19 protein-coding genes are annotated in these 22034 nt (G+C 43.9%); 8 read left to right on the top strand and 11 right to left on the bottom strand.

The window, feature by feature from the left end:
- Positions 1-28 precede the first annotated feature (28 nt).
- A complete protein-coding gene (locus tag IJJ71_RS10365; RefSeq protein WP_296846835.1) occupies positions 29-883 on the top strand; it encodes a PD-(D/E)XK nuclease family transposase in 855 nt (284 codons plus the stop codon).
- A 292-nt stretch (positions 884-1175) separates the two neighbouring features.
- Here IJJ71_RS10365 and IJJ71_RS10360 read toward each other — a convergent pair whose 3' ends face one another.
- The 9 genes from IJJ71_RS10360 to IJJ71_RS10320 all read right to left on the bottom strand — a co-directional run bounded on the left by IJJ71_RS10360 (position 1176) and on the right by IJJ71_RS10320 (position 12670).
- On the bottom strand, positions 1176-2852 hold the full coding sequence (locus IJJ71_RS10360; protein ID WP_296846833.1) for a hypothetical protein: 1677 nt from the start codon (positions 2850-2852) through the stop codon (positions 1176-1178).
- A gap of 111 nt (positions 2853-2963) precedes the next feature.
- Complete coding sequence (locus IJJ71_RS10355; protein WP_296846832.1) at positions 2964-4277, bottom strand: hypothetical protein; 1314 nt, start codon at positions 4275-4277, stop codon at positions 2964-2966.
- Between the two features lie 291 nt (positions 4278-4568).
- Entirely contained in the window at positions 4569-5348 is a 780-nt protein-coding gene (locus IJJ71_RS10350) for a MetQ/NlpA family ABC transporter substrate-binding protein (RefSeq protein WP_296846830.1), read from the bottom strand.
- Positions 5349-5525: 177 nt separating this feature from the next.
- The gene (locus IJJ71_RS10345) at positions 5526-6179 is read right to left on the bottom strand and encodes a methionine ABC transporter permease (RefSeq protein ID WP_296846827.1); all 654 of its coding nucleotides are present in this window, start codon (positions 6177-6179) and stop codon (positions 5526-5528) included.
- Positions 6180-6278: 99 nt separating this feature from the next.
- Positions 6279-7337, bottom strand: a complete 1059-nt coding sequence (locus tag IJJ71_RS10340; protein WP_296846826.1) for a methionine ABC transporter ATP-binding protein — start codon at positions 7335-7337, stop codon at positions 6279-6281.
- Positions 7338-7454: 117 nt separating this feature from the next.
- On the bottom strand, positions 7455-8729 hold the full coding sequence (locus IJJ71_RS10335) for a pectate lyase family protein (protein ID WP_296846825.1): 1275 nt from the start codon (positions 8727-8729) through the stop codon (positions 7455-7457).
- Between the two features lie 96 nt (positions 8730-8825).
- Positions 8826-10571, bottom strand: a complete 1746-nt coding sequence (locus tag IJJ71_RS10330) for a carbon starvation CstA family protein (RefSeq protein ID WP_296846823.1) — start codon at positions 10569-10571, stop codon at positions 8826-8828.
- A gap of 32 nt (positions 10572-10603) precedes the next feature.
- Positions 10604-11122 (bottom strand): DUF8052 family protein, encoded by a 519-nt coding sequence (locus tag IJJ71_RS10325; protein WP_296846821.1) that lies wholly within the window; start codon positions 11120-11122, stop codon positions 10604-10606.
- 108 nt (positions 11123-11230) lie between these two features.
- Positions 11231-12670 carry a P83/100 family protein gene (locus IJJ71_RS10320; protein WP_296846819.1) on the bottom strand — a complete coding sequence of 480 codons (1440 nt, stop codon included), beginning with the start codon at positions 12668-12670 and terminating at the stop codon, positions 11231-11233.
- A gap of 181 nt (positions 12671-12851) precedes the next feature.
- Here IJJ71_RS10320 and IJJ71_RS10315 point away from each other — a divergent pair, with 181 nt between their 5' ends.
- Complete coding sequence (locus tag IJJ71_RS10315; RefSeq protein WP_296846818.1) at positions 12852-15809, top strand: HD domain-containing phosphohydrolase; 2958 nt, start codon at positions 12852-12854, stop codon at positions 15807-15809.
- Positions 15810-15865: 56 nt separating this feature from the next.
- Here the strand turns inward: IJJ71_RS10315 and IJJ71_RS10310 are convergent, their stop codons facing one another.
- Entirely contained in the window at positions 15866-16750 is an 885-nt protein-coding gene (locus IJJ71_RS10310; protein WP_486389624.1) for an SPFH domain-containing protein, read from the bottom strand.
- Between the two features lie 18 nt (positions 16751-16768).
- Positions 16769-17230 carry an NfeD family protein gene (locus tag IJJ71_RS10305; RefSeq protein WP_296846817.1) on the bottom strand — a complete coding sequence of 154 codons (462 nt, stop codon included), beginning with the start codon at positions 17228-17230 and terminating at the stop codon, positions 16769-16771.
- A gap of 447 nt (positions 17231-17677) precedes the next feature.
- On the opposite strand from IJJ71_RS10305, the gene IJJ71_RS10300 reads away from it, so the two are divergent.
- From IJJ71_RS10300 to IJJ71_RS10275, 6 genes are all read left to right on the top strand, one after another.
- A complete protein-coding gene (locus IJJ71_RS10300) occupies positions 17678-18430 on the top strand; it encodes a ParA family protein (protein WP_296846816.1) in 753 nt (250 codons plus the stop codon).
- Positions 18430-18915 carry a hypothetical protein gene (locus tag IJJ71_RS10295; protein ID WP_296846815.1) on the top strand — a complete coding sequence of 162 codons (486 nt, stop codon included), beginning with the start codon at positions 18430-18432 and terminating at the stop codon, positions 18913-18915. Before IJJ71_RS10300 ends, IJJ71_RS10295 begins: the two co-directional genes overlap by 1 nt.
- Position 18916: 1 nt before the next feature.
- A complete protein-coding gene (locus IJJ71_RS10290) occupies positions 18917-19885 on the top strand; it encodes a replication initiation protein (protein WP_296846814.1) in 969 nt (322 codons plus the stop codon).
- An 895-nt stretch (positions 19886-20780) separates the two neighbouring features.
- Positions 20781-21083, top strand: coding sequence for an STAS domain-containing protein (locus IJJ71_RS10285; protein WP_296846813.1), 303 nt, complete (start codon positions 20781-20783; stop codon positions 21081-21083).
- Positions 21084-21121: 38 nt separating this feature from the next.
- Positions 21122-21415, top strand: a complete 294-nt coding sequence (locus IJJ71_RS10280; RefSeq protein WP_296846812.1) for an STAS domain-containing protein — start codon at positions 21122-21124, stop codon at positions 21413-21415.
- Between the two features lie 10 nt (positions 21416-21425).
- A complete protein-coding gene (locus IJJ71_RS10275; RefSeq protein ID WP_296846811.1) occupies positions 21426-22031 on the top strand; it encodes a hypothetical protein in 606 nt (201 codons plus the stop codon).
- Positions 22032-22034 lie beyond the last annotated feature (3 nt).

The following is a 22034-nucleotide window of genomic DNA, read 5'->3' as shown; positions in this document are numbered from 1 at the left end:
GCTGGAAGCTTGCAAGGAGAAAAACTCGATGACAAATTCTTTCGATACAATTGATCCCAAGATGCTTGCAAGAATTCAAGCATTGCGACTCATGGACGATGATTTTATGAGTGTGGTATTTGAGGAAGACATCAAACTTACTGAATTTTTGCTGAGGATTCTGCTGAGACGCAACGACCTGCATGTTGACAGCGTTATGACTCAAAAAGAAAAGCGCAACATCTACGGCCGCTCCGTAAAGCTGGACATTCTCGCCAAGGACACCAGCGGCAAAGTCTACAATGTCGAGATTCAGCGTGCTGACAAGGGAGCCTCGCCGAAAAGGGTGCGCTACAACCTCGCCATGCTCGACAACCATATACTGCAAAAAAGGGATGATTTTGACAAACTGCCGGAAACATACATAATCTTCATCACTGAAAATGATTATTATGGTTTCGGACAGCCATTCTATGAAATCAGAAAGACAGTACATCTGCCTTCAGCGAACAGCATGTATTTGCCTTTCGAAGACGGGTGCAATATAATCTATGTAAATGGGGCTTATCGAGGAAACGATGCTATAGGCCGACTAATGCATGATTTTTGCACACCAAATGCCGACGACATGAATTACAGCGAGCTTGCAGAAAAGGTTCGCTACCACAAACAAGAAACTAAAGGAGTTACGACTATGTGCAGGATTGTTGAAGAATACGGAGATGAAAGAGCTGCGGAAGGAAGAGCAGAAGGTGCTAAACAAACCGCAATCGAGAATGCAAAGAATTTGCTTAAAGAGGGGGATTCCCCTGAGAAAATCGCCCGCTGTTGCTCTCTTCCGCTGGAGCAAGTGCTTGCACTCAAGGAAGAACTTGCCCGCGAGCTGACAACCGCAAGCAAGTAGCAATTAGCAACATTCAAAGATAACACTGAAAAATCCTCTATCGGATTTATTCAGTGTTTCCTTAGCAAATAAAAATCCCCCGCGGATGTGAAGTTCATTTTGATTTCACAAGCCTTTGGGGATGGAGGTTTATTTCTCAAGCCGATTTTTTGTCGGTTTGGATTTGTTTAACATGGTCCAATGAATATCAGACCATGTTTTTTGTTTGGTTATAGATGTTGCCTTTGTAATTTTGTTATTTTGCCTTGCTGATTCCTTTGAGAATTACAGAACCTGTACCACGCAATGAAAACTAGACTTTTGTCGCCTCAGAAAGGAAATCACAGCTAGCCAACGGAATCTCTGCAATTCCATTAGAGAACAAAGATGTCGCATTTATAACTTTAGTTTTTGAATCGTCAGCATTTGCAACTTTCAATTCAATTGCAGCGTAATCAGCACTATCACCAAAACTGAAGTTTGCAGCATCCATTTCAAGAACGATGTGTGTGAATCCTGTCAAATCACCTGCTGTAAAGCAGACTGGAATTGCGGCAATATTGCCACCCCAGCCACCTTCACCAGCTCCGGCAGCAACTACAGTGTATGTTCCATTAGCGTTTGCAGTTGTCTTTGTACCGCTACCCCAAACATCATCACCAGCTTCGATTCCTGAAATGATAGAAGTTTTTGTAAGTGCCTGAGCAGTCGCACCTTCTGCAAATGCTGGAAGCCAAATATCCTGAGTATCACCAGATTCGGTTCCAAGCATACCATAACTACCGCTATCTTCCTGCAAAGCGAAGATAATTGACGGTGCTTTTGTACTGTTGCTTACAGTTGCTGAAAGAACCTGAACTGTGATTTCTGTTCCCTGTGAGAGATTTCCTTCAAGCCCAAGTCGTTTACGATTGTCTGTTTTTCCATACGCAGGATTTGCATATTGATTCGGTACAAGATTAAAGTCTGCGAAAGTCTTTTCTACAGCAGCTCCATTACCAACTTTTACAGAAAGCTTGAGATTTGAAATATCAATCTTCAATCCGTTCGCATCTTTTGTTCCATCGTTGTCAATCTGAAGGACATAACCGATGCTTGAGGCATCAGAAATGTCTTTTGTCAATTTGACAGTGTAAGCCTTGCGAGCCGTGCTATAAGTAACTGGTGTCACAGTTGCCGCACCACTATTTCCGCCATTTCCACCTGGCTGCTGACCGCCTGTGCCGGTTCCGTCTGTTGGCTGCTGCGGAGTGCCTGTGCCGCCTCCACCCTGCTGATTGTTTTCCTCTTTCTTAGCTGCCTCAAAAATCGAAGTATATTCACCATCTTTGCATAATTCATTGTAATAACTGTCTGCTTTTCCGCCAGCATTCTGGTTTTTATCAATCAACGCAATCTGAATTTTAGTTGGGTCAGCTCCAATTGCTTCCAAACCAGAACCTTCAGCAACAAATCTGGTAAAAGAGACTTCAACTTTATCACCTTTTTTTACAGTCTTACCAATCGAAAGTTTGTCTTTGTATTCTTTCTGATTTGCGCTATTTTTAATCGGATTTTTGTCAGAATCGTCAAAACTTGCACCATATTCATCAAGAGCAAAGTTAATTTTGTCAAATGTCTTTATTACTGTACCATTCAATTTAACCGTTAGGTCAGTATTTGTTACTTTGATAAGTTCATCTGCTCCTGCGGCACTTCTGTCATATTTAATCAAAAGAACAGTGTCTTCGTCATTTGTCGAATCTTCTGTTACATCAAAAGTAATTTTAGCAGCCTTATAACCAGGAAGGATTTCCCCTGCTCCCTGCACTCCCAGATTTCCATTATCTCCGCCGCCGTTTCCTGCACCACCATTTCCACCTGCAGAATTTGCATTTGTTGAAGTAGTTGCGAATGGGTCCTCTGCATCTGAGTCAGCACAAGAAGCGAGAGAGCCAACGAGTGCCGTAGCAGCAATTACAGCGAACAAGTTTCGTACCAATTTTTTCATAGTTTGCCTCCTATTTCTATTTCTTTCTATTTTCCTTTTTTAGATGCCGGGCATTTTGTGCCCGACATCAGCAGCATTTTTTTGCAGTTTGATTACCCAACCAGCCTTTACTTAGAAATTCTTGAATTTTACGCTGAACGGGATTGCGATTCCGTAAGCGAAATCTGTCTTTTCGCGTGCGTATTTTGAGCGTTCCTCATACTGCAAGCCGAGGTCAAGTTCTGCTCCAGAAATATTGCAGCTTACGCCGAGCTTGTATGTAAGGTTGAGCGTATTCTTGAAGTGCTTTCCGAAACACCATGCACGGTATTCAATTCCGTAGCTTTCGTTCTGGCTTGAGCAGAGCTGAATGTACGGCTTAACATCGTCAAGGTTTCCGTGTGAGCCAGTGTTGTACTCAGCCTTGAAGTTCATCTCCATGTAGTTCAAGTCATCGTCATCGCTTGTGCGGCGGATTGTGACTGGTGCATGAAGGTAGAATTTGAACGAACCAATCTGTTTTTCGCCGTAAAGGTCGATACAATATCCGTGCATCTTCCATTTGTCATCAGATTTGTCGAGGTCAAAGCCAAGAATCGGCTGAACGAAAGCGAAAGTTGTCGCATCAGTATAGCCTGCTCCGAATCGGAGAACACGCCATGTTCCGAAGCGATTGTTTGCTGTTGCACGGCCGCCACCGTCTCGGAAAGAAGCCTGCAATTCGATATGCTCGCCGAGCCAGTATCGTGCACCGATTCCCCATGGAGCAATCTTGCTGTGCTTGAAATTTGTTTCGTCTTTGTTGTAAATTCCTGATTTCTCTTCCGTGCTAGCCTGCTTTGTTCCAGAGCCGCTACCAGTCTCGTTCTCAAATCCGCCTTTTGCCCCCGGAGTGATTCCTGCGTTCAAAAGAAGCTGCTCGATTGGGCGAACTTCTACACCGAAGCCCCAGCCTTCGACATCGTTACAGTTAATATACATCGGGTGTTTGCTCCAGTCGCGTTCTTTGAGTGCGAACGGGCTTCCTACTTTGTATTCGTCAATCTTTTCTTTAAAATGACCGTCATATCCGACATAACCGAGTCTTACTTTAAGCATGTCCACAGGCTTAACCCAGACATAAGTTCTGCGGAAATAAGCCTGCCAGTCGTCTGTCTCATTGTTGTCAGCACCGCTGTTCTCGGCAGTCTTGTACCACATCGCAAGGTGTGCGCCAGCGTTTCCGTTGTCCACCTCAAGAATGATACCGTCGTCATCCTTCTGATTTCGCGGTTCGTTATTTAACCATGACCATTCCTTGTCACCTGTTGATTTTTGTTTTTCGACACGCATGACATCTCCGCTCATTTTGATGTTTGCTTTGATGTCCACTGCAAAAGCGGCTGTTCCCAAGCCCGCCATAACGCATACAGCTGAAAGATCTTTGAAGATTTTTCTGATAGCCATAAGTACCTCCTTTTTTCTTATGACTTCATTATTTATTAGAAATATGCAGAAAAATATCAAATTCTTGTACTAAATTCTAAGTTTTTATCGGAAAAATAATAAAGTCAGTTATTTTTGTAATATTCTGTGATTTTATGAAGAAAATTTTATTTTATGCGGTGGGAAGAAGGTGGGATAAATAAAAAAGCCCGCACGGATGCGGGAAAAAACAGAGAGAGAAAATTCTGTTTGCTAAAAGTGAACAGAATTTTCTCGTTGGAATCCAAAAATCCACGGATGGATTTTTGGTTCCTAATAAACTGCTACAACTTCACCGTTCGGATATCGTTCGGCGATGTATTTTTTTACTTTTTCGCTTTTTACGGCCTCAATCAAAGCCTTAATTTCTTCTTTGCCCTCGTTGCCAGCTTTTACGGCGATTACATTAACATAAGGAGAAGAAGAACCTTCTACGAAAAGACCGTCTTTTTTTGCAGAAAGACCAGCTGGAATTGCATAGTTTCCGTTGATTACAGCACCGTCAACATCGCCCAAAACTCGTGGAAGAGATGCAGCCTCGATTTCCTTGAACTTAAGCTTTTTCGGATTCTTTTTGATGTCGAGAGGTGTCGCTGTGATTCCAACGCCCTCTTTCAAAGTGATAAGACCAGCTTCCTGCAAGAGAAGAAGCGCGCGGCCTTCGTTTGTCGGGTCGTTCGGGATTGCGATTGTAGCCTTTTTCTTCAAATCGGCAAGTTTTTTGATTTTGCTTGAATAGAAAGCAACCGGCTCAACATGAACGCCAGCAGCGTTTACAAGATGATAGCCCTTTTCCTTGTTGAAAGACTCAAGGTAAGGAATGTGCTGGAAGTAGTTCGCATCGATGTCACCAGCCTCAACAGCATCGTTCGGCGTTACATAGTCAGTGAACTCAACGACCTGCAAGTCGATTCCCTTGGCAGCCAAATCCTCTTTTACGAGGTTGAGAATTTCAGCATGTGGCTCTGGTGTTGCGCCAACTTTGAGGACTTTCTGTGCGAAAACAGAAGAAGCAAGAAGTGCGATTCCTGCAAAAGCAATAATTTTTTTCATTTTTAGCTCCTAATTTTGGATTCTAAATCACTATTAACCTAGCGAGTTAGTATGTTTTTTGTTATACAGCTTATTTAAATTTATGTCAAGCAGGGCGGTACCGTGCTTCGCACGGTCGCGCTTTTCGCCCTTCCGCTTTCGCTCCATTGCCTTCGGCAACTGGCGGGGCTACAATCGCTACCGTTTGGCTAACATATAATTGGTGAGCTTAGTGCCGACAAACTGGATAACCGCGACCATCACGATAATCACCACAACCGAAGCAATCATCACATCAGTGCGGAAACGCTGGTAGCCGTATCGGATTGCCAAGTCACCCAAACCGCCGCCACCCAAAGTGCCGGCCATAGCAGAATAGCTCACAAGGTTTATGACCGTGAGCGTGATTCCAGAAACGACAGAAGGCATTGCCTCCGGCACGAGGACTTTGTAGATAATCTGCCAGTTTGTTGACCCCATCGCTCGCGCCGCCTGCACTACTCCAGGATCGACTTCATTCAAAGCAGTCTCCGTGATTCGGGCAACAAAAGGAGCCGCAGCAATCGAAAGCGGGATAATCGTAGCCGCAGTTCCGATTGCCGTTCCCAAAATAAGGCGGGTGAGCGGCAAAAGCACAATCATCAAAATTACGAACGGAAATGAACGCAAAATATCGATGATTCGGCTCAAAACCAAATTGAATCCGGCTTTTGGCATGATTCCGTATTTATTCGTGATGTTCAAAAGAACGCCGAGCGGGAAACCAATCAAAATCGCAAACAGCGTAGAAAAGAAAACCATCAAAAGCGTTTCAAGTGTCGAAGTTCCGACCAATTCCAAAATCTGATCCATACAATAGCTCCATAGAAAATCATACAAATGCACCACACGGATGTGGTGATAAAGCAAAGAGAGAATTTTCTGAAAGGAAATTCTCGCACGAATCAAAAATTACATGGATGTAATTTTTGTTCGCTGTACCCGAACATTGTTCTGCGTGAGCCAGCCAACTGCTTTTTCGACGGCCGCATCATCGCCCGAAATATCACATTCCATGTAACCGACATCTTCATCAGGTAAATGGCTGATTCCGGCCGCAAGAATATTGAAGCTTACATCAAATTCCTTCGCCATTTTGCACAAAATCGGCTCGCCCGTGGCATTGCCCACAAAATGCAAAAGATAGCTGCCAGCCTTTTCGGTCCATTTTACGATTTCGCCGTCTTTGCCGGAGTTTCGACCTGAACTTTCGGCACTTGTCGCAATATTCTTGATAAAATCCCGCGTAGTCTGAGTCTTTGGGTTCGTGAAAATTTCCTTGACTTTGCCGCTTTCAACCACCTGGCCGTTCTCGATAACGGCGACGCTCTCACAGGCATCACGCACAACTTCCATCTGGTGCGTAATCATAACGACAGTGAGGTTCATTTTCTTCTGGATTTCTTTGATCAATGAAAGGATTTGTCTTGTCGTGTTCGGATCAAGCGCGCTGGTTGCCTCGTCACAGAAAAGAATGCTCGGCTCAGTGGCAAGTGCCCGCGCAATGGCGACACGCTGCTTTTGACCGCCGCTCAAAGTGCTGATTGGAGCATCCTCACGGTCGCCAAGTCCGACAAGCTCCAGCATTTCCTTAACCTTTGCACGGATTTTTTCTTTTGGAGCACCAGCAATTTCAAGCGGATAAGCAACATTTTTGCCCGCCGAGCGTGAAGAAAAAAGATTAAAATTCTGGAAAATCATGCCGATTTTTCGGCGTTCCCGAATCAGCTTGCTTTTTGAAAGATTATCAACCCTCTTTTCGCCATAATAAATCGCGCCCTCGTCAGGCTTTTCGAGCATACTCACGAGGCGAACAAGCGAAGATTTGCCCGCACCGCTCTTTCCGATAATTCCAAAAATCGTATTCTCAGGAATGTCGAGCGAAACATCATTTACAGCACAAATCTTCGTTGTTTCATATTTCTGCTTTGATTCATAAGTCTTTTTCAAATGTTCGAGTTTTATTCGCATGGAATAATAATGCTATTTATAGAAGATTTTTGCAAGGTGTAAAATCTCCAACACGAACATTAAAATCAGGCTTATTAGTCACCCATTTCTGCTTCAAAAAGCCCAGCAAATTTTCTTTTATTTTACAACACTCCAAACGCCAGCACCGGAATTGGACTTCACATATTCCGGAACCTCTTCGGCAGTAACGGCTTCATATTTGTACGGAATGGCGAACGGTGCTTCTTTTGCTACCTTGAATTCACCGGTCTTTTTCTTGTTTTTTGACTTATCGAGCTCGCCGGAAGAATAAATCGTGCCATGCTTCTTAGAGTTGCCCGCATAAGAATTTGAAATTCCTGAGCCGTAGTAATTGTTTTCGGCATGAATCAAAGAATTGTAGCGGACTCCGAGCGCATAAGAATTTTTATAAAGCCCCTTTGAGTCACCATCATAATAGTTGTTGTAAACATGAATCGTTGTCAGGCGAACCATCGGCAAGCGAGAAGCGCAGTTATAAAAATAATTGTGATGAAGCGTGACATGCCTTTCTTTTGCATCGATTTTCTCAGAATCGCTGGATCCAATCAGCATCGTCTTAGAATGATTCATGAATTTGCAATACGAGACCGTAACATTGTCGCTTCTTTTGGTGATGTCGCAAAGTCCGTCATAAGTCTGCCATTTTTCTGAGATTTTTCCGCCTGTTTTTACGGAAATACAATCTTTTGTGTCCATGACAGTGCAGTGGTCAATCCAGACATTTTTCGAGTCAACGACAGAAATTCCATCATGCTGGGCATTGTAGCCGTCATTTGCCTCGTGATGCGGGAACGGATCGTAAACATCCTTAATCAGAAGGTTCCGAAGAATCACATTTGATACACCGCTTATGCTTATCGTTCCGCCTGAGAATCCAGACTCGCCGCCAAGTCCGATAATCGTTGTGTCAGACGAGACTGGAACACTAATAACTCTTTTATAAGCAGTGTTCAAAGAATACATCGTCTCGTAAAGGCTGCTTTTTGCTGAGCTTTTTAAAGAATCTTCCGTTGATGTTGAGCAGACTGCGGCATACGCATCACGATACTCTATATAGGAAGAAAATTTGCTGTTATTTTTTACGAATTCGTCAAGGGCAGGACTTGAACCGCCCCCCTCCCCCGGAAGCATTCCATCAGACATATCAATCATTCCGTCGATGAAAATCACACCACCGCGTTTCAGTGCAGAAAGCAAGTCCTTTTTATTGCTCACCGTGACAGGAGATGCAACACTTATCTTTTTAAAGCCTTCTCCAGCAAAGCCGTCCGGCAAATCCGAAGCAGAAATTGTTCCGACAGCGAAAAGATTGGAAAACGCGAACAAAGAAAAAGCCAGAACCGACAAAAAAATCCTGATGCACTTCTTCATAAAATCTCCTACAAAATATGAAAACTTCATGAATTATACATCAGGACTCAAATAAAAATAAGTTGACTATTATGAAAATTAAGTTATCGAATCAACTTATGCTTTCTTGCACTGACGAGAGAATGTTCTGACACCCTCAACAACGAGAACAACAGCAAGAATAGCCATTGCACCAGCGAAGAAGAGCTGGAACCAGTTGCCCCAGTGGAAAGCAGCAGCGGCAGTTTCAGCAGTTGCCTTTGCCATTTTATCAACGATATCCACAATCTTGAGAACAAGGAATGTCAAAGTTGCGGCAAGCATGAACACAGTCGGTATGATGAACATCTTGTTGTTCTTTCCGACTTCGCCGAGCCAAGCTGCGACAGCCATCAATGCGATACCTGCCAAAAGCTGGTTTGCAGCACCGAACAATCCCCAAATCTGAGAAAGTGAAAGACCACCCAAGATACAGCCGACTACAACCATGAATGTAGTTCCAACAAACGGATTTGCAAGGATTTTGCGGACAGGTGATTTTGCATCTTTCCATGTAGCCTCATCATCTTTCAAGAAAAGCTCAGAGAACATGAAGCGGCTCAATCGTGTAGCAGAGTCAAGTGATGTCAAAGCAAAAACTGAAACTGCGAGAGTAAGGAGCGCGCTGATTGTGTTGTAAACCGGAGTGCCTTTCTCACCGAACAAAGTTGCAATACCTGCACCGAAAGCTGCTGAAGGAGAACCGAACTCTTTTTTGCCCCATGCTTCCCAAACAACGCCGACAGCGATGAGCGAGATGATACCAAGAGCAGACTCGATGAGCATTGAGCCGTAACCGATTGCCTTTGCGTGTTTTTCGTTATCAAGCTGTTTTGAAGAAGTACCAGAAGCAATGAGCGAGTGAAAGCCTGAGCAGGCACCACAGGCAACAGTGATGAACAATGTCGGGAACATATAGCTGCTTCCAACTTTCCATCCGGCGAATGCAGGAATTGAGAATGTTACATTTCCACGGAAAGCAGAAACAACGATACCAACAAGGGCAATCAGCATCATTGCATAGAGCAGATATGATGAAAGATAATCGCGCGGCTGGAGCATAATCCAGACCGGGATAAGAGAAGCGATTGCGATATAAAGACCGATGATAACAATCCATGCGTTTCGTCCGAGAGCAAAACCTACATTAAGACCAAGAACGATGATTGCCGCGATTGCGATGATTCCGATGATTGTAGCCGGCAAAGTTCTGACGCCAAAACGATTTGTAAGAATACCGTAAGCGATAGCAAGGAAAATGAACAGAACGGAAATGATAGCCGTTGTCTGGTTGTTTGTAAGTCCCTGAGCCTTTGTTACGAATCCAGTTACGAGATTTCCTGCAGCATCCGGTTTTGTGAGGAATGTACCTGCAACGACATTTACGAATGAAGCGATAACAAGAATCAATACGAGCAAGGCGAAAATAATGAACAATTTTTTTGAAGTCTTGCCCATTGAAGCCTTGATGATTTCACCGACTGATTTTCCGTCATTTCGGGCAGAAGCGAAGAGAGAACCAAAATCCTGCAAACCGCCGAAGAAAATACCACCAATTATACACCACAAGAAAACAGGAACCCAGCCGAAAACAGCAGCCTGAATCGGGCCGTTAATCGGGCCAGCACCCGCGATTGAAGAAAAGTGATGTCCCATCAAAACAGCTGGTTTTGCGGTAACATAATCAACACCATCTGCCTTTTCTACAGCAGGCGTTTTTCGTGCAGGGTCGATGCCCCACTGCTTTGCCAACCATGAGCCATAGAAAACATAGCCACAGAAAAGCAAGGCGATTGCAGCAAGAATGATTAACAATGCTGTCATTTTTACATTTTCCCCCTATTCGGAAACTTTTTTTATAGCGAAGCCACGAGCTTTTTCAAGTCTACACCACGGCGATTCGTCACGGCACGACCTGTCGAAGTCTCATAAGCTAATGCCCGAAAACCACTCCAGCCATAAAGACCGAATTTATATGATTTGTAAAGATTTAACTTCTTGATTTTTTTGAAAGATTCCTCATCGATTTTGTCAGCGAGGACAATCAGTGTGACATCAGAATTGCGATGACCATAATAAGGATTGATTCTTGAAAGCCCTCTCTTCCAGGCGGCATCCGCGATTTGAGAAAGTTTTTCGGCAGAAAGAGAGACATCTGAAACCGAACTTTCCGAGCCGCCATCATTCTCAAAAAAGTAAACGAAATCGTTGGAGTCAATGTCCGCAAGCTTAGCGGCCTTTACCAGAAAATACTGCTCATTGTGGGATTTAAAAACGGCTTCGGCGGAAAAAGGAGACTCTATGTTCTCGGTTGAAATATTGTAATACCTTTCGAATGAATGTAATAATTTCCCCAATACGCCGTTGCTATTCATAGTAACTGTATTGTAAGAATATTTTATGTTTCGGTCAATAGAAACAAAAAAAGAAAACACCACAGAAAAACATCCGTGGTGTTCAGGAATTTTCGCCTTTATAGCAGCTTATTTCGCATCAGAAAAAGATGAAGAGCCTGTCTTCCAAGCCTGAGTCAGATTCGGCACTGAAAGAAGCACAGGATTTCCGCGCGTATCAGTCACAAGGAGTCCCTCGCTGTAAAGATTGAGCGGACTTGCTCCGTTCACGGCGACATCGCTCTTTGATTTTAAAGAAAGGCTCTTGTCATAAGAAGCGATGTAATTTGAGCCGCCCTCGCTAACAATCACATAAAACCTGTCTCCGCTCTGAACAAGTGGCGAATTCTCAGAAAGAATCTCATTGCTTTCCTTTTTGATTTCAAGCGTAGCTTCGTCCACAAGGCATAGCTTGACCGCGGAATGTTTGTCGTTCACGCCGCACACAGCCACCAGTCCGTCAGCAACCGGGAAAACCGTCTTTTCGCGGATTTGCTTGACGGAAGAGCGTTTTACGACCTGTCCGTTGTTCGGATTCACGGTCATAAGAGAATAAAGTTTGTTTTTTTCATCAACAACAAAAAGGCTCGTAAGATATTTGACATTCTGGGTTTCCGCAGCTTTTGCGGCCTCCTCTTTTTTGACCTCAGCCTTGTCCTTTGAAATCTGCTCGCGTTCGGTCTTTACCTCTTCGGTCTTTTTGTCGGCAAGTTTCTGCTGCTTTTCTGATTCTTTTGCAGACTTCTCAGACTCGGCCTTTTTTCCTTCCTTCTTTTCTTGAGCGGCCTCTTTCTGCGCTGTCTTTGCCTTTTCGCTCGCATCCCCTGCTTCTTTTTCCTTTATGTTTGCAAGTTTTTCGCGGGTCTCAACGCTCTTGTCATCTTCGGCACGCAAGGCCTCAATTACCTTGTCATCGCTGATTTCAGAAGTTTCGATAGTAGCAGTTCCTTCTATAATGCTTCCAAGCGGAATTACAATCTGAGTTTTGCCGGCCCATTCTTCCCAGTTCGTGCTCAGACCAACAGACTCCTCGGTAAGATAAGCGAGAACCGCACTTTTGTACTTGCCGCTGAATTTTGAGAGGTCTCCGCGATAAACCGCATTGTAAACCGTGACAAAAACAGCCAGCGTCTCAGAATCCTCACGGGAATAACCGTAAGCCGCCATGAGGTAGCCGGTGATAATGCGGCGCAAGTTGTTGATATGGTCAACTCCGGCATTCGCGTTCAAAAGAAGAATGTCGGCATCAAGTCCGTTTTCATCTTCTCCGCCAACGACATGATATATAGAATATTTTGATAAAGGCTCCACTGTCAGAGGATTCTCGACATCCTGCGCAACCTGACGACCGAGATTCGTTCCGATTCCCATAATCGCACTGGCACTCTCAATCACGGCATGGGGTCCGCCATAATTCTCGAACTGAACCGCATCGCTCTGAGCCGATTCAAGCTCGCCTTTATTGACATCAACGGCAAAACCAGCCGCACAAATTAAAAATCCTGCAAAAATTCCGAAAATTTTTTTCATATCTATATTATAAACCGTTTTTTTGCATTTAGAAAGTTTTTTATAAAAAAATAACGCTCTTTCAAAAACCTGTCAAAAATCAAAAATCTATCTTTGACCTGTATCAAAAACCGTGGTATCATTAAAGATAATTTCAACACTACCGCTCAGGATTTTTCAACGGTTCAAGGAGATTTATTTGATGAAAAAACACATTCTCCTATTTGCAGCTGCTCTTTTTCCGATTTCGCTTTTCGCCCAAAAAATCGAAAAAATGCCGGCAGACAAGACCTTCTTCGAGAACTATGTCACAAAAATATGGACAACCGAGGAAGGGCTTCCGGGAATGACAGTAAATGCCGTCGTGCAGGACAAAAAAGGCTACCTTTATGCCGCCACTTACGACGGTCTTGCACGCTACGACGGCGTTGAGTTCACAATTTTCAGCCGTTCATACAACGAAAAATACGACTTCGCATCAGCTCACGCCCTTTTAATCGACTCCAAAGAAAATATCTGGATCGGGCACAATGACGAAGGAGTTTCATGCTTCAAGACAAACGGTGAAATCATAAAATTCACCAAAGAAAACGGCCTCGTGAACAACAAGGTAAACGCCCTGTGCGAGGACAAAAAAGGTAACATCTGGGTCGGCACCGCAATCGGCCTCTGCTGCATCACCCCGGAAATGCAGGCAATCAGCCCTTCCTTCCTCGCCGAAGCAAAGCATGAAAATCTCATAGTCGGAGAGCTAAGCTGCGACAGCACGGGCAGAGTCTGGGCGATAACTGGCCGCGAGAACAATCTTTTCGTAATCAATCCTGAGCAGACAAAAATCGAACGATTTGACGGCCTAAAAAGCATCAAGAACACGATAATCACGATGGTCTGCGAAGACAAGCACGAAGCACTCTGGTTCTGCACCGGCAAAAATTATGCAATCCGGCTCAAAGACGGAGTAGAAACGATTTTCGATGTGTCGCATGACCATAAAAACAATACCCAGCTCGCAAAAGTCATTCAGGATTCCCAGAACAACTACTGGTTTGCAACGGAAGCAGGAATCACAGTCCTTCACAACGGCAAATTCTCTTATTTCGACAAAAGGAACGGACTGAATGACGACGGAATAACGGACATAATCGAAGACCGCGAAGGCAACATCTGGATTGCGCTCAACAGGGGCGGCCTGCAAAAACTCAGCAAAAGCAAATTCCACACGATAAACATGAACATCACCGTAAACGCAATCTGCTACGATTATCTGCGGGATGTAACATGGCTCGCCACTGATGACGGAGTTTACTGTCAGAAAGGCGATGAATTCATCGAAAATGACCTTACCCGCCTCACAAAAGGCTCGCGAATCCGGCATGTGGCCATGACATACAACAAGGAGCTTCTTGTATCGCTTTTTTCCTACGACATTCCGCAAATCTCTCTTTTTGAGGACGGAAGAATCAAGACATACTCTGTCGCTGACGGAATAGCGGGCTTCAAGTCGCGGGTATCAATCAAAACAGCTTCCGGGGATTATTATGTCGGAACATCAATGGGACTAAGCATAATCCACACAGACGGAAAAATCCGCACGCTAAAAAAGGCAGACGGTTTCATAAATGATTTTATCATGTGGCTTTACGAAGACTCAAAGAATCAGGTTTGGGTCGGCACGAATGGGGGCGGAGTCTACATCCTTAAAGACGAAAAAATTGTCCGCCATTATACAACGGACGACGGACTTGCAGGCAATGTAATCTTCAAAATCTCAAATATAAACGACACCATCTGGATTGGAACAGGAACAGGCCTCTCTAAGTACAACGAGGAAACAGATTCTTTCGCCTCGGTAAATTCAAAGAACGGACTTGGAACGGACAGCGTTTTCCAGCTCATAGTTGACAGGAACGGAACTGCATGGATTACGACGAACAAAGGCGTTCTTTCCGTTCCGATGTCAGAGCTTGAAGATGTAATCGCGGGCAAAAAATCAAAGTTCACTGTCCAGCTCTACGGAAAATCAGAAGGACTTTCCACAAGCGGCGTCACTTCCACATCATTCTCACACAAGGACTTGCAGGGGCGCATCTATTTTGCACTGGTTGACGGATATGCGACTTATGATCCGAAGAGTCTTTTCAAAAACCAGCTGCCGCCGAACATCGAGATTCAGCAGTATGCAATCGACAACGAGATTTATGATTATCACGGGCAAAAAATCATAATTCCGCCTTTCGCAAAACGACTTTCAATCAAATACACAGGCCTGAGTTTCACCGCCCCAGAAAAAGTCAGGTTCAGCCTGAAACTTTCGGGCTTTGACAACACTTATTCGGAATGGGAAAACCTGCGCCTCGCATCATACACGAACCTCAAGCCGGGCAAATATGAATTCCGGGCAATCGCACAGAACAACGACGGAGTTCAGAGCGAGCCGTCGGAGCCGGTTTACATCGAAAAGAAGCCTTACCTCTGGCAGACAGTCTGGTTCTGGGTGCTGCTTTCCATCATCGTGCTTCTGACTACAATTCAGGCACTCTATGTCAAATTTCACGCCATGCAGCTCAAAGCCCAGAAGGAAAAAGAATTCACGAACGCAATCATAGAGGCATTCGCGAACTGCATTGACGGCAAGGACGAATACACCAACGGCCACGCACACCGGGTCGCAAAATACACGAGAATGCTCGCGGAACAGCTCGGTGAGCCAAAAGAGACCATCGAAAAATTCTACAACATCGCCCTGCTCCACGACATCGGAAAAATTGCCGTTCCGGACGAAATTCTCAAAAAACCGGGCAAACTCACGGACGAAGAATTCGCAATCATGAAAAGCCATGCACAAAGAGGCTACGAAATCCTAAAAGATGTGCAGATTCAGGAAGATTTGGCACAGGGAGCAAGGTTCCATCACGAACGGTTTGACGGAAAAGGATATCCGACAGGGCTTTCAGGCGACTCAATTCCTTGGGTAGCCCGAATAATCGCGGTAGCCGACACATTCGACGCCATGAGCTCAACCCGCCCTTACCGAAAAAAGCTTCCGCTTGACTTCATCGTAGGCGAAATCGAGCGGTGCTCAAACAGCCAGTTCGACCCAAAAGTAGTCGAGGCTTTCATGGCTCTAAATAAAGAAGAAAAATTTTCAGATTTGAAGTGAAATTAATCAGAGACTAAAAAGGGCTGCCCAAAATGCTCAGGGCAGCCCTCATTTTTTTATTTAATCAGTTCCTTTGCGCTTGCAAGAAATCCCGCCATGTTCTGAATATCAGACGGAATGATGATTTTTGTTGACTCACCCTTGCTGACAGCCTCAAATGTCTCAAGGCTCTTGAGCTTGATAACAGAATCATCTGCCCCGGCCTCACGAATCATCTTGATACCCTGAGCCGTTGCCTGCTGAACCTCAAGGATTGCCTGAGCCTCACCTTTTGCCTTCTGTACGGCAGCCTCTTTCTGAGCCTCTGCCTCAAGAATCAACGCCTGTTTTTTACCCTCAGCCTCAAGAATCGCGCTCTGCTTGTGACCTTCAGCAATCAGAATCTGCTCTCGCCTTTCTCGCTCGGCACGCATCTGTTTTTCCATCGCTTCCTGAATTGCCTTCGGCGGATCGATGTTCTTGACCTCAACGCGGGTTACCTTGATTCCCCACGGGTCAGTCGCCTCGTCAAGGATGCTCCTCATCTTGGTATTGATTACATCACGGCTTGTCAAAGTCTCGTCAAGCTCCAGCTCACCGATGATGTTTCGGATTGTCGTTGAAGTAAGGTTCTCCAAAGCAAAGTTCGGATTCTCAACGCCGTAAGTATAAAGTTTAGGGTCAGTAATCTGGCAATAAACTACGGTGTCAATCTGAATCGTAACATTATCCTTCGTGATAACCGGCTGCGGAGGGAAATCCATGACACGCTCTTTGAGAGACATTGCGTTTGCAATGCGGTCAATAAAAGGCATCTTAACATGGAAGCCAACCTGCCAGGTCGAGCAATATGCTCCGAGCCGCTCAATGACATACGCACGAGACTGCGGAACAACACGGACATTCGCGACAATCATCACGAACACAACGAAAAGAATCGCAACCAAAACTGGAATCATCATTTTTACAAATCTCCTTATTTATTTTTCTTTGACTAAAAGCGTATTTCCTTCGACACGAACCACGACACAGACCGTGCCTTTCGGAATCTCCTCAATCTCACTCCCCTCGCCCAGTGCCGTCCATACGACTCCGTTTGAGGCCTTGACCTCGCCCTTTTCAAAACGGGTGATTTTTTTTACCACCAGAACTTCCTGACCGTCAAGCGAATTGACATTGGTTGCCACACGACCGAGCCTGAGTTTTTTGACGGCGAAAGGCCGCGTGAAAATCATGAGGACAATCGTGATAAGGAAGAAAATCAAAAGCTGCCAGCGAAGGGGCAGCCCCGTGCGGGAAAAGAAAATCATGACAAGCGCAGAAATCGCAGCCCAGCCAGTGGTAAGCGTAAAAGTGACCGCCTCGAAAATAAGGCAGAGCACCATCACGCCAACCCAGAACCACGGAAGATGAGAAAGTATCAAATCCAAAACTTCATTCATTCCTCCATTATAAATCAATTTTAATTTTTTATAAAGAAATTTTTCTTGGAGCGACTCAACTTCCTCCGGGTGTTCCAGCCTTATCCAACAAATGCCCGCATGGACGCGGGAAAAAGCAGGATGCTCTGCAAGAATTTTGCAAGGCAAAATTCTTGTCACGACAGGATGTCGAAACCCTAGCCCGAAATTATTTAAAAACGGCCGTTTTCGCTTCGGTGATGAAATTACTTGGATTAATTATTTTGAATTCGTTAAATTCAATTTTTGTGCTATATTTATATAAATATATATCTTTTTATATATCTATATCTTTTTTCATAGTTTTTTCACTATTATTTATACTATTCTATTTTATATTTTCATAGTTGATTTAATATGCAAAATGATATATAAATATAAATATATAATTTTGATGAATTTTCAAAATTTCAAAAAGGTGGAAAATTTATGAAATCATTCGTTTTTTTAAATCGCAAGGGCGGAACAGGAAAAACAAGCATTTCCGTAACCTGCGCAATAGAGTTGGCTCGCCGCGGCTTCAAAACCGTTCTGGCCGACTGTGACCCTCAGGGCAATTCCTCATCATGGCTCTCAAAGGATTTTCAGTACGAGCTTTCCGATGTCCTTAACGGAAAAATCAAAGTAGAAGACTGTCTGGTTCAGACACATTTCCAAAATCTTTTCCTGCTGCCGACATTCGCAATCAACGGAGGTTTGCAGAGTTTCGCTTCCAGCACCAGAAATTACTATGCTTTCGAGGACACAGTTTTTCCGGCTCTCAAAGATTTCGATTTCCTCATTTTTGACACCTCACCGGCTTTCGGCGACTTTGAGAAAGGAATCGCAAACTGTGCCGATGTAATCGTTCCTGTCCTCAAGCTCGACCAGTTCTCAGCCGACGGATTCCAGACTCTCATCGAAAACCTTATCACCACGACAAAAGAAATCCGCTGCAAGGATCTTCTCGAAAAAATCTCTTTCGTCATCCTCAACCAGCAGGACAAACGAATGAAGTTCCAGTCTCTCTTCGCAGAGAATTTCATGAAGAATTTCGACGACACTCAGTTCCTCACGATTCCGACCGACACTTCTTTCGTAAAGGCACAAATCCTCAAGAACTGCATTCAGGACAAGGCTATCACAGCCCGAAAAGAAACAACTGACGCAATCGACTCAATTATCAAGGAGATGACAAAATAATGAAACCACCAACAAATTTCACTGCAAGCGCAACAAAAAAAGTAAATCCCCTTGAGGCTGCAATCGCAAACAATTTTGCAGGCGCACACTCAGCAGAATCAGGGCAGGGAAGGGCAGTCTCTCAAATAACAGAAGCAAAGTCACAAATTCTCAACGCTGATTCTTCAAGCACAAATCAAGCCCAGGCAGTCACTTCTCAGCCCGTGGCAGCTGCTCAGGTCTCAGTTCAGAGAGAATCTGCTTCAGAAACCGCAGCAAACATTTCCTCAACAGAACCAGCAAAAGCACCTTCACGCCGCGAGGTAAAAGAAAAATTCCTCGTATCAATGTCAAAAGGGGAGAGGAGCATCTTCAAGTCATTCTGCGCACTCAAAGGCGTCTCTATGAACCATTTCGTCATGTGCGCGATGGACTACTTCAAGGAAGATTTGGAGAACGGCAAAGTCTCAATCAGCTCTCACTCTTACAAGCGAAAGGAAGGCTAAGATGTCGGAAGAAGAAAACAAATACCTGCAGGAACTTTTTCCGATTGAGGAAACCACAACCGAAATCATAAAAAAGTACCGCAGCTATATCGCAAGTCCTTTCATCGCGGCGGCATTACCGCTAAAAGATGTAAAAAAGAATGTATTCGAGCGAAAGTACAACAACATCAATTTCAAGCTCACGAGCGACATCAAAGTTCCTTACGGAAAGAACGGCCGTCTCCTTCTCACGATTATGACCACCCACGCAGTCCTCGACAAAGAGGCAAGCCCGGAAAAGCCTGTAATCCTTCAGTATTCGTCATTGCAGCAGCTTCTGGACGAACTTCAGCTCCCGAAACAGCGAGGCAAGGAAGTCAAGGAGCAGCTTGAGTGTTTCTCTGGAGCATCATTCGTATTCCGTGAGAAAAGAGTCCAGAAAACCCAGAAATATCTTTTCAAAGAATTTTTCAGCGAGGACGAGAAACTTGACGGCGAAGTCACGGCTACATGGCATACAAGCGGAGTAGTGCCTTTCTTCGAGTCAATGAGCTATGTTGACATCGACGAGAACGGAAAGGAAAAAAAGAGTATCGGTCTCACAATCGTTCTATCTGACAAATTCACCAAGCTTTCAAAGGAGCACTCAGTTCCGATTGATTACACGGTCTACAAGGAGATTTCAAGCGTCGTCGGAAAGGATTTGTATGCATGGTTCGTTTACAGGAACAACAGCATCACCGAGCCGATTTTCATCTCGCGTGAGTCACTTATAAACCAGTTCTTGCCAATCAAGGAAAAGAGCTATGAGTCCGAGGAAAGGGTAAACTGGAACACATTGAAGGAGCAGATAAACCTTATCAAAAAGAAGTATTATCCTGAACTCAATGTATCGATTGCGAATGATAATTCTGGAATCACATTGGCAAAAAGCAAGCCTGTGATTCTTCCGAATGATAAGCACTATGTTCTTGTTACGGCGAATTTGTAGTCACAGAAAAACAACGGTTATAAACATATTAACGGATTTTACTATTTGTTTTAAATTTTAAAATCTATTTGAATTCTATTTGTTTATATAGAAGAAGTTGTGAATTTGTGACGAATTCGTTGAGATGGTGTGACCGCGGAATTCGGAAAGGTTTGATAAGTCTTTGTAAAATAAGGATTTAAGTGCCTTTCCTTTCCGTTGAGAAACTGTGACTTTTATAGAGCTTTTCCACATTATTTTGTTTGAAAGCGTTGGAAAAGCGTTACTTTTTGCAGATTTCTTCTATTAAATTGTTGTATTTCGTTGAGAAAATGTTACTTTTTTAGGCTTTTTGTTTCTTCCCGAAGAATTATTTTGATGGAAAATCGTTGAAAATTTGTTACTGAGTTGTTTTTGATTCTGATCCTTGTAAAAGCCGCGTTGAAAATTTGTGACTTTCCTTGGTGCCTTTTCTGATTTCTTTTGCATAGAAACAAAGTTTCCGATATTTTGGCCTTTCCTGCCTTTTTTTCCTGGATTCCGTTGAAAATCTGTTACCAAAAAAGCCTTTTCGTTGGGAATTTGTTACTACCGTTCGGTAAATTCCTTGAAATTCAGACTGCGTTGAAAATTTGTTACCTTATTAAAATCTTTTATTACAATGAAATAGGGTAGGGGAAAGGAATGATGAGAAGGTCTTTCTGAGATACTGACTAACGAGCGTTATTGTGGTTTTCCGTTGAGTTTTTGTTACCATACTGTATGAATTTGTAGACGCTTTTGGAAGGTTCATGGCTCGGATGACTGCGTTGAAAATTTGTTACTAAAAAAAAATCAAAGTGAATTCTTAATTAAATATGAAAAAAAAATTCTCTTTTCGTTGTTTTTGTGTTATAATTTTTTAAAGGAGTTTTATATGCAAATTACGGAAGAACGAACTGACCATACTGTAACGCTTATTGTTTCGGGCAGGATAGATGTGAATTCTTCGGCTACATTGGAGGCTGAGGTAATGAAATGGGTTCCGTCTCCTGTTGTCTGGAGGCTTGTGCTCGACTTTGCTGGAGTTGAGTATATTTCAAGTGCGGGGGTGCGGGTTTTGCTTGCAGCCCAAAAAAAGAAGAAGGAAGATCATGAGCTGATTATCAGAAATCCGAGCCAGTTCTGCAGGCAGGTTTTTGAGGTAACTGGCGCTGACATTTTCTTGAACATCGCATAGAAATCAATTTTAATCTTTTACTTTTCATGGGGGAAAAAATGGAAATTCAGAAAATTATCGAAGGCGATAAAGCTACGCTTGTTTTGGACACGCGCCTGGACACAATTACTGCTCCAGATTTGGAAAAGGTAATCCAGACTGTTACTGATGCCAATTCACTTGTAATCGACTGCTCTAAGCTTGAGTATATTTCTTCAGCAGGTTTGCGTGTGCTTCTTTCTGCTCACAAGGCTTTTGCTTCGAAGGGTGGCATGACTGTTACAAATGTCTGCGACATGGTTCTCGATATTTTTGAGGTAACAGGATTCAAGGAAATCCTTAACATAGACTAGGCGGCAATATATGAAATCAGATATATGTAAGCTTCCTTGTGGAGAGAAGGACACAGATTTCCTCAAAAACATTCTCTATCAGACTCAGAAAACAGGTCTTTTTGCCTCTCTTGATAAAAAAGAAAACGGCCGGCTCCGCCTGCTTGCCGAAGAACTGGTCGGAATGCTGCCTGAGCTTTTGGAATTTTCTGACGGTGAATTTTGGATTGATTGCAACGGAAAATCTTTTGAGCTGCACACCGTCCTGAATCCTAATGCCTCTCTTACTGATGAAATTCGGGAGAAGCTGCTTCAGGTCTCGTCATCAGGAAAAAATGCTGCGGCCGTCGGAATAATGGCAAAAATCAAGCTGGCTGTAGAATTCATGCTGATTGACTATGAAAAGAATATCAATCAGCTTCCGTTGGACTATGAATTTTATCATGACGGAATGGGAACTGTGCCATATTTTTCAAGTGCCTCATGGTCGCTTGGTGCTTATCGGGCAAAAACGAGCGGCGAGGAGGGTGAAAAGTGGGACGAGCTGGAAAAATCCATAATCGCGAACATTGCCGATGATGTGCTCGTGGGCATTCAGGGCAAGAAGGTCGAGATTATCGTAAAGAAAGCGTTTTAAACT

This window comes from Treponema sp., from assembly GCF_017430385.1.
Taxonomy (GTDB): domain Bacteria; phylum Spirochaetota; class Spirochaetia; order Treponematales; family Treponemataceae; genus Treponema_D.
This window is presented reverse-complemented; position numbering and strand designations above follow the sequence as displayed.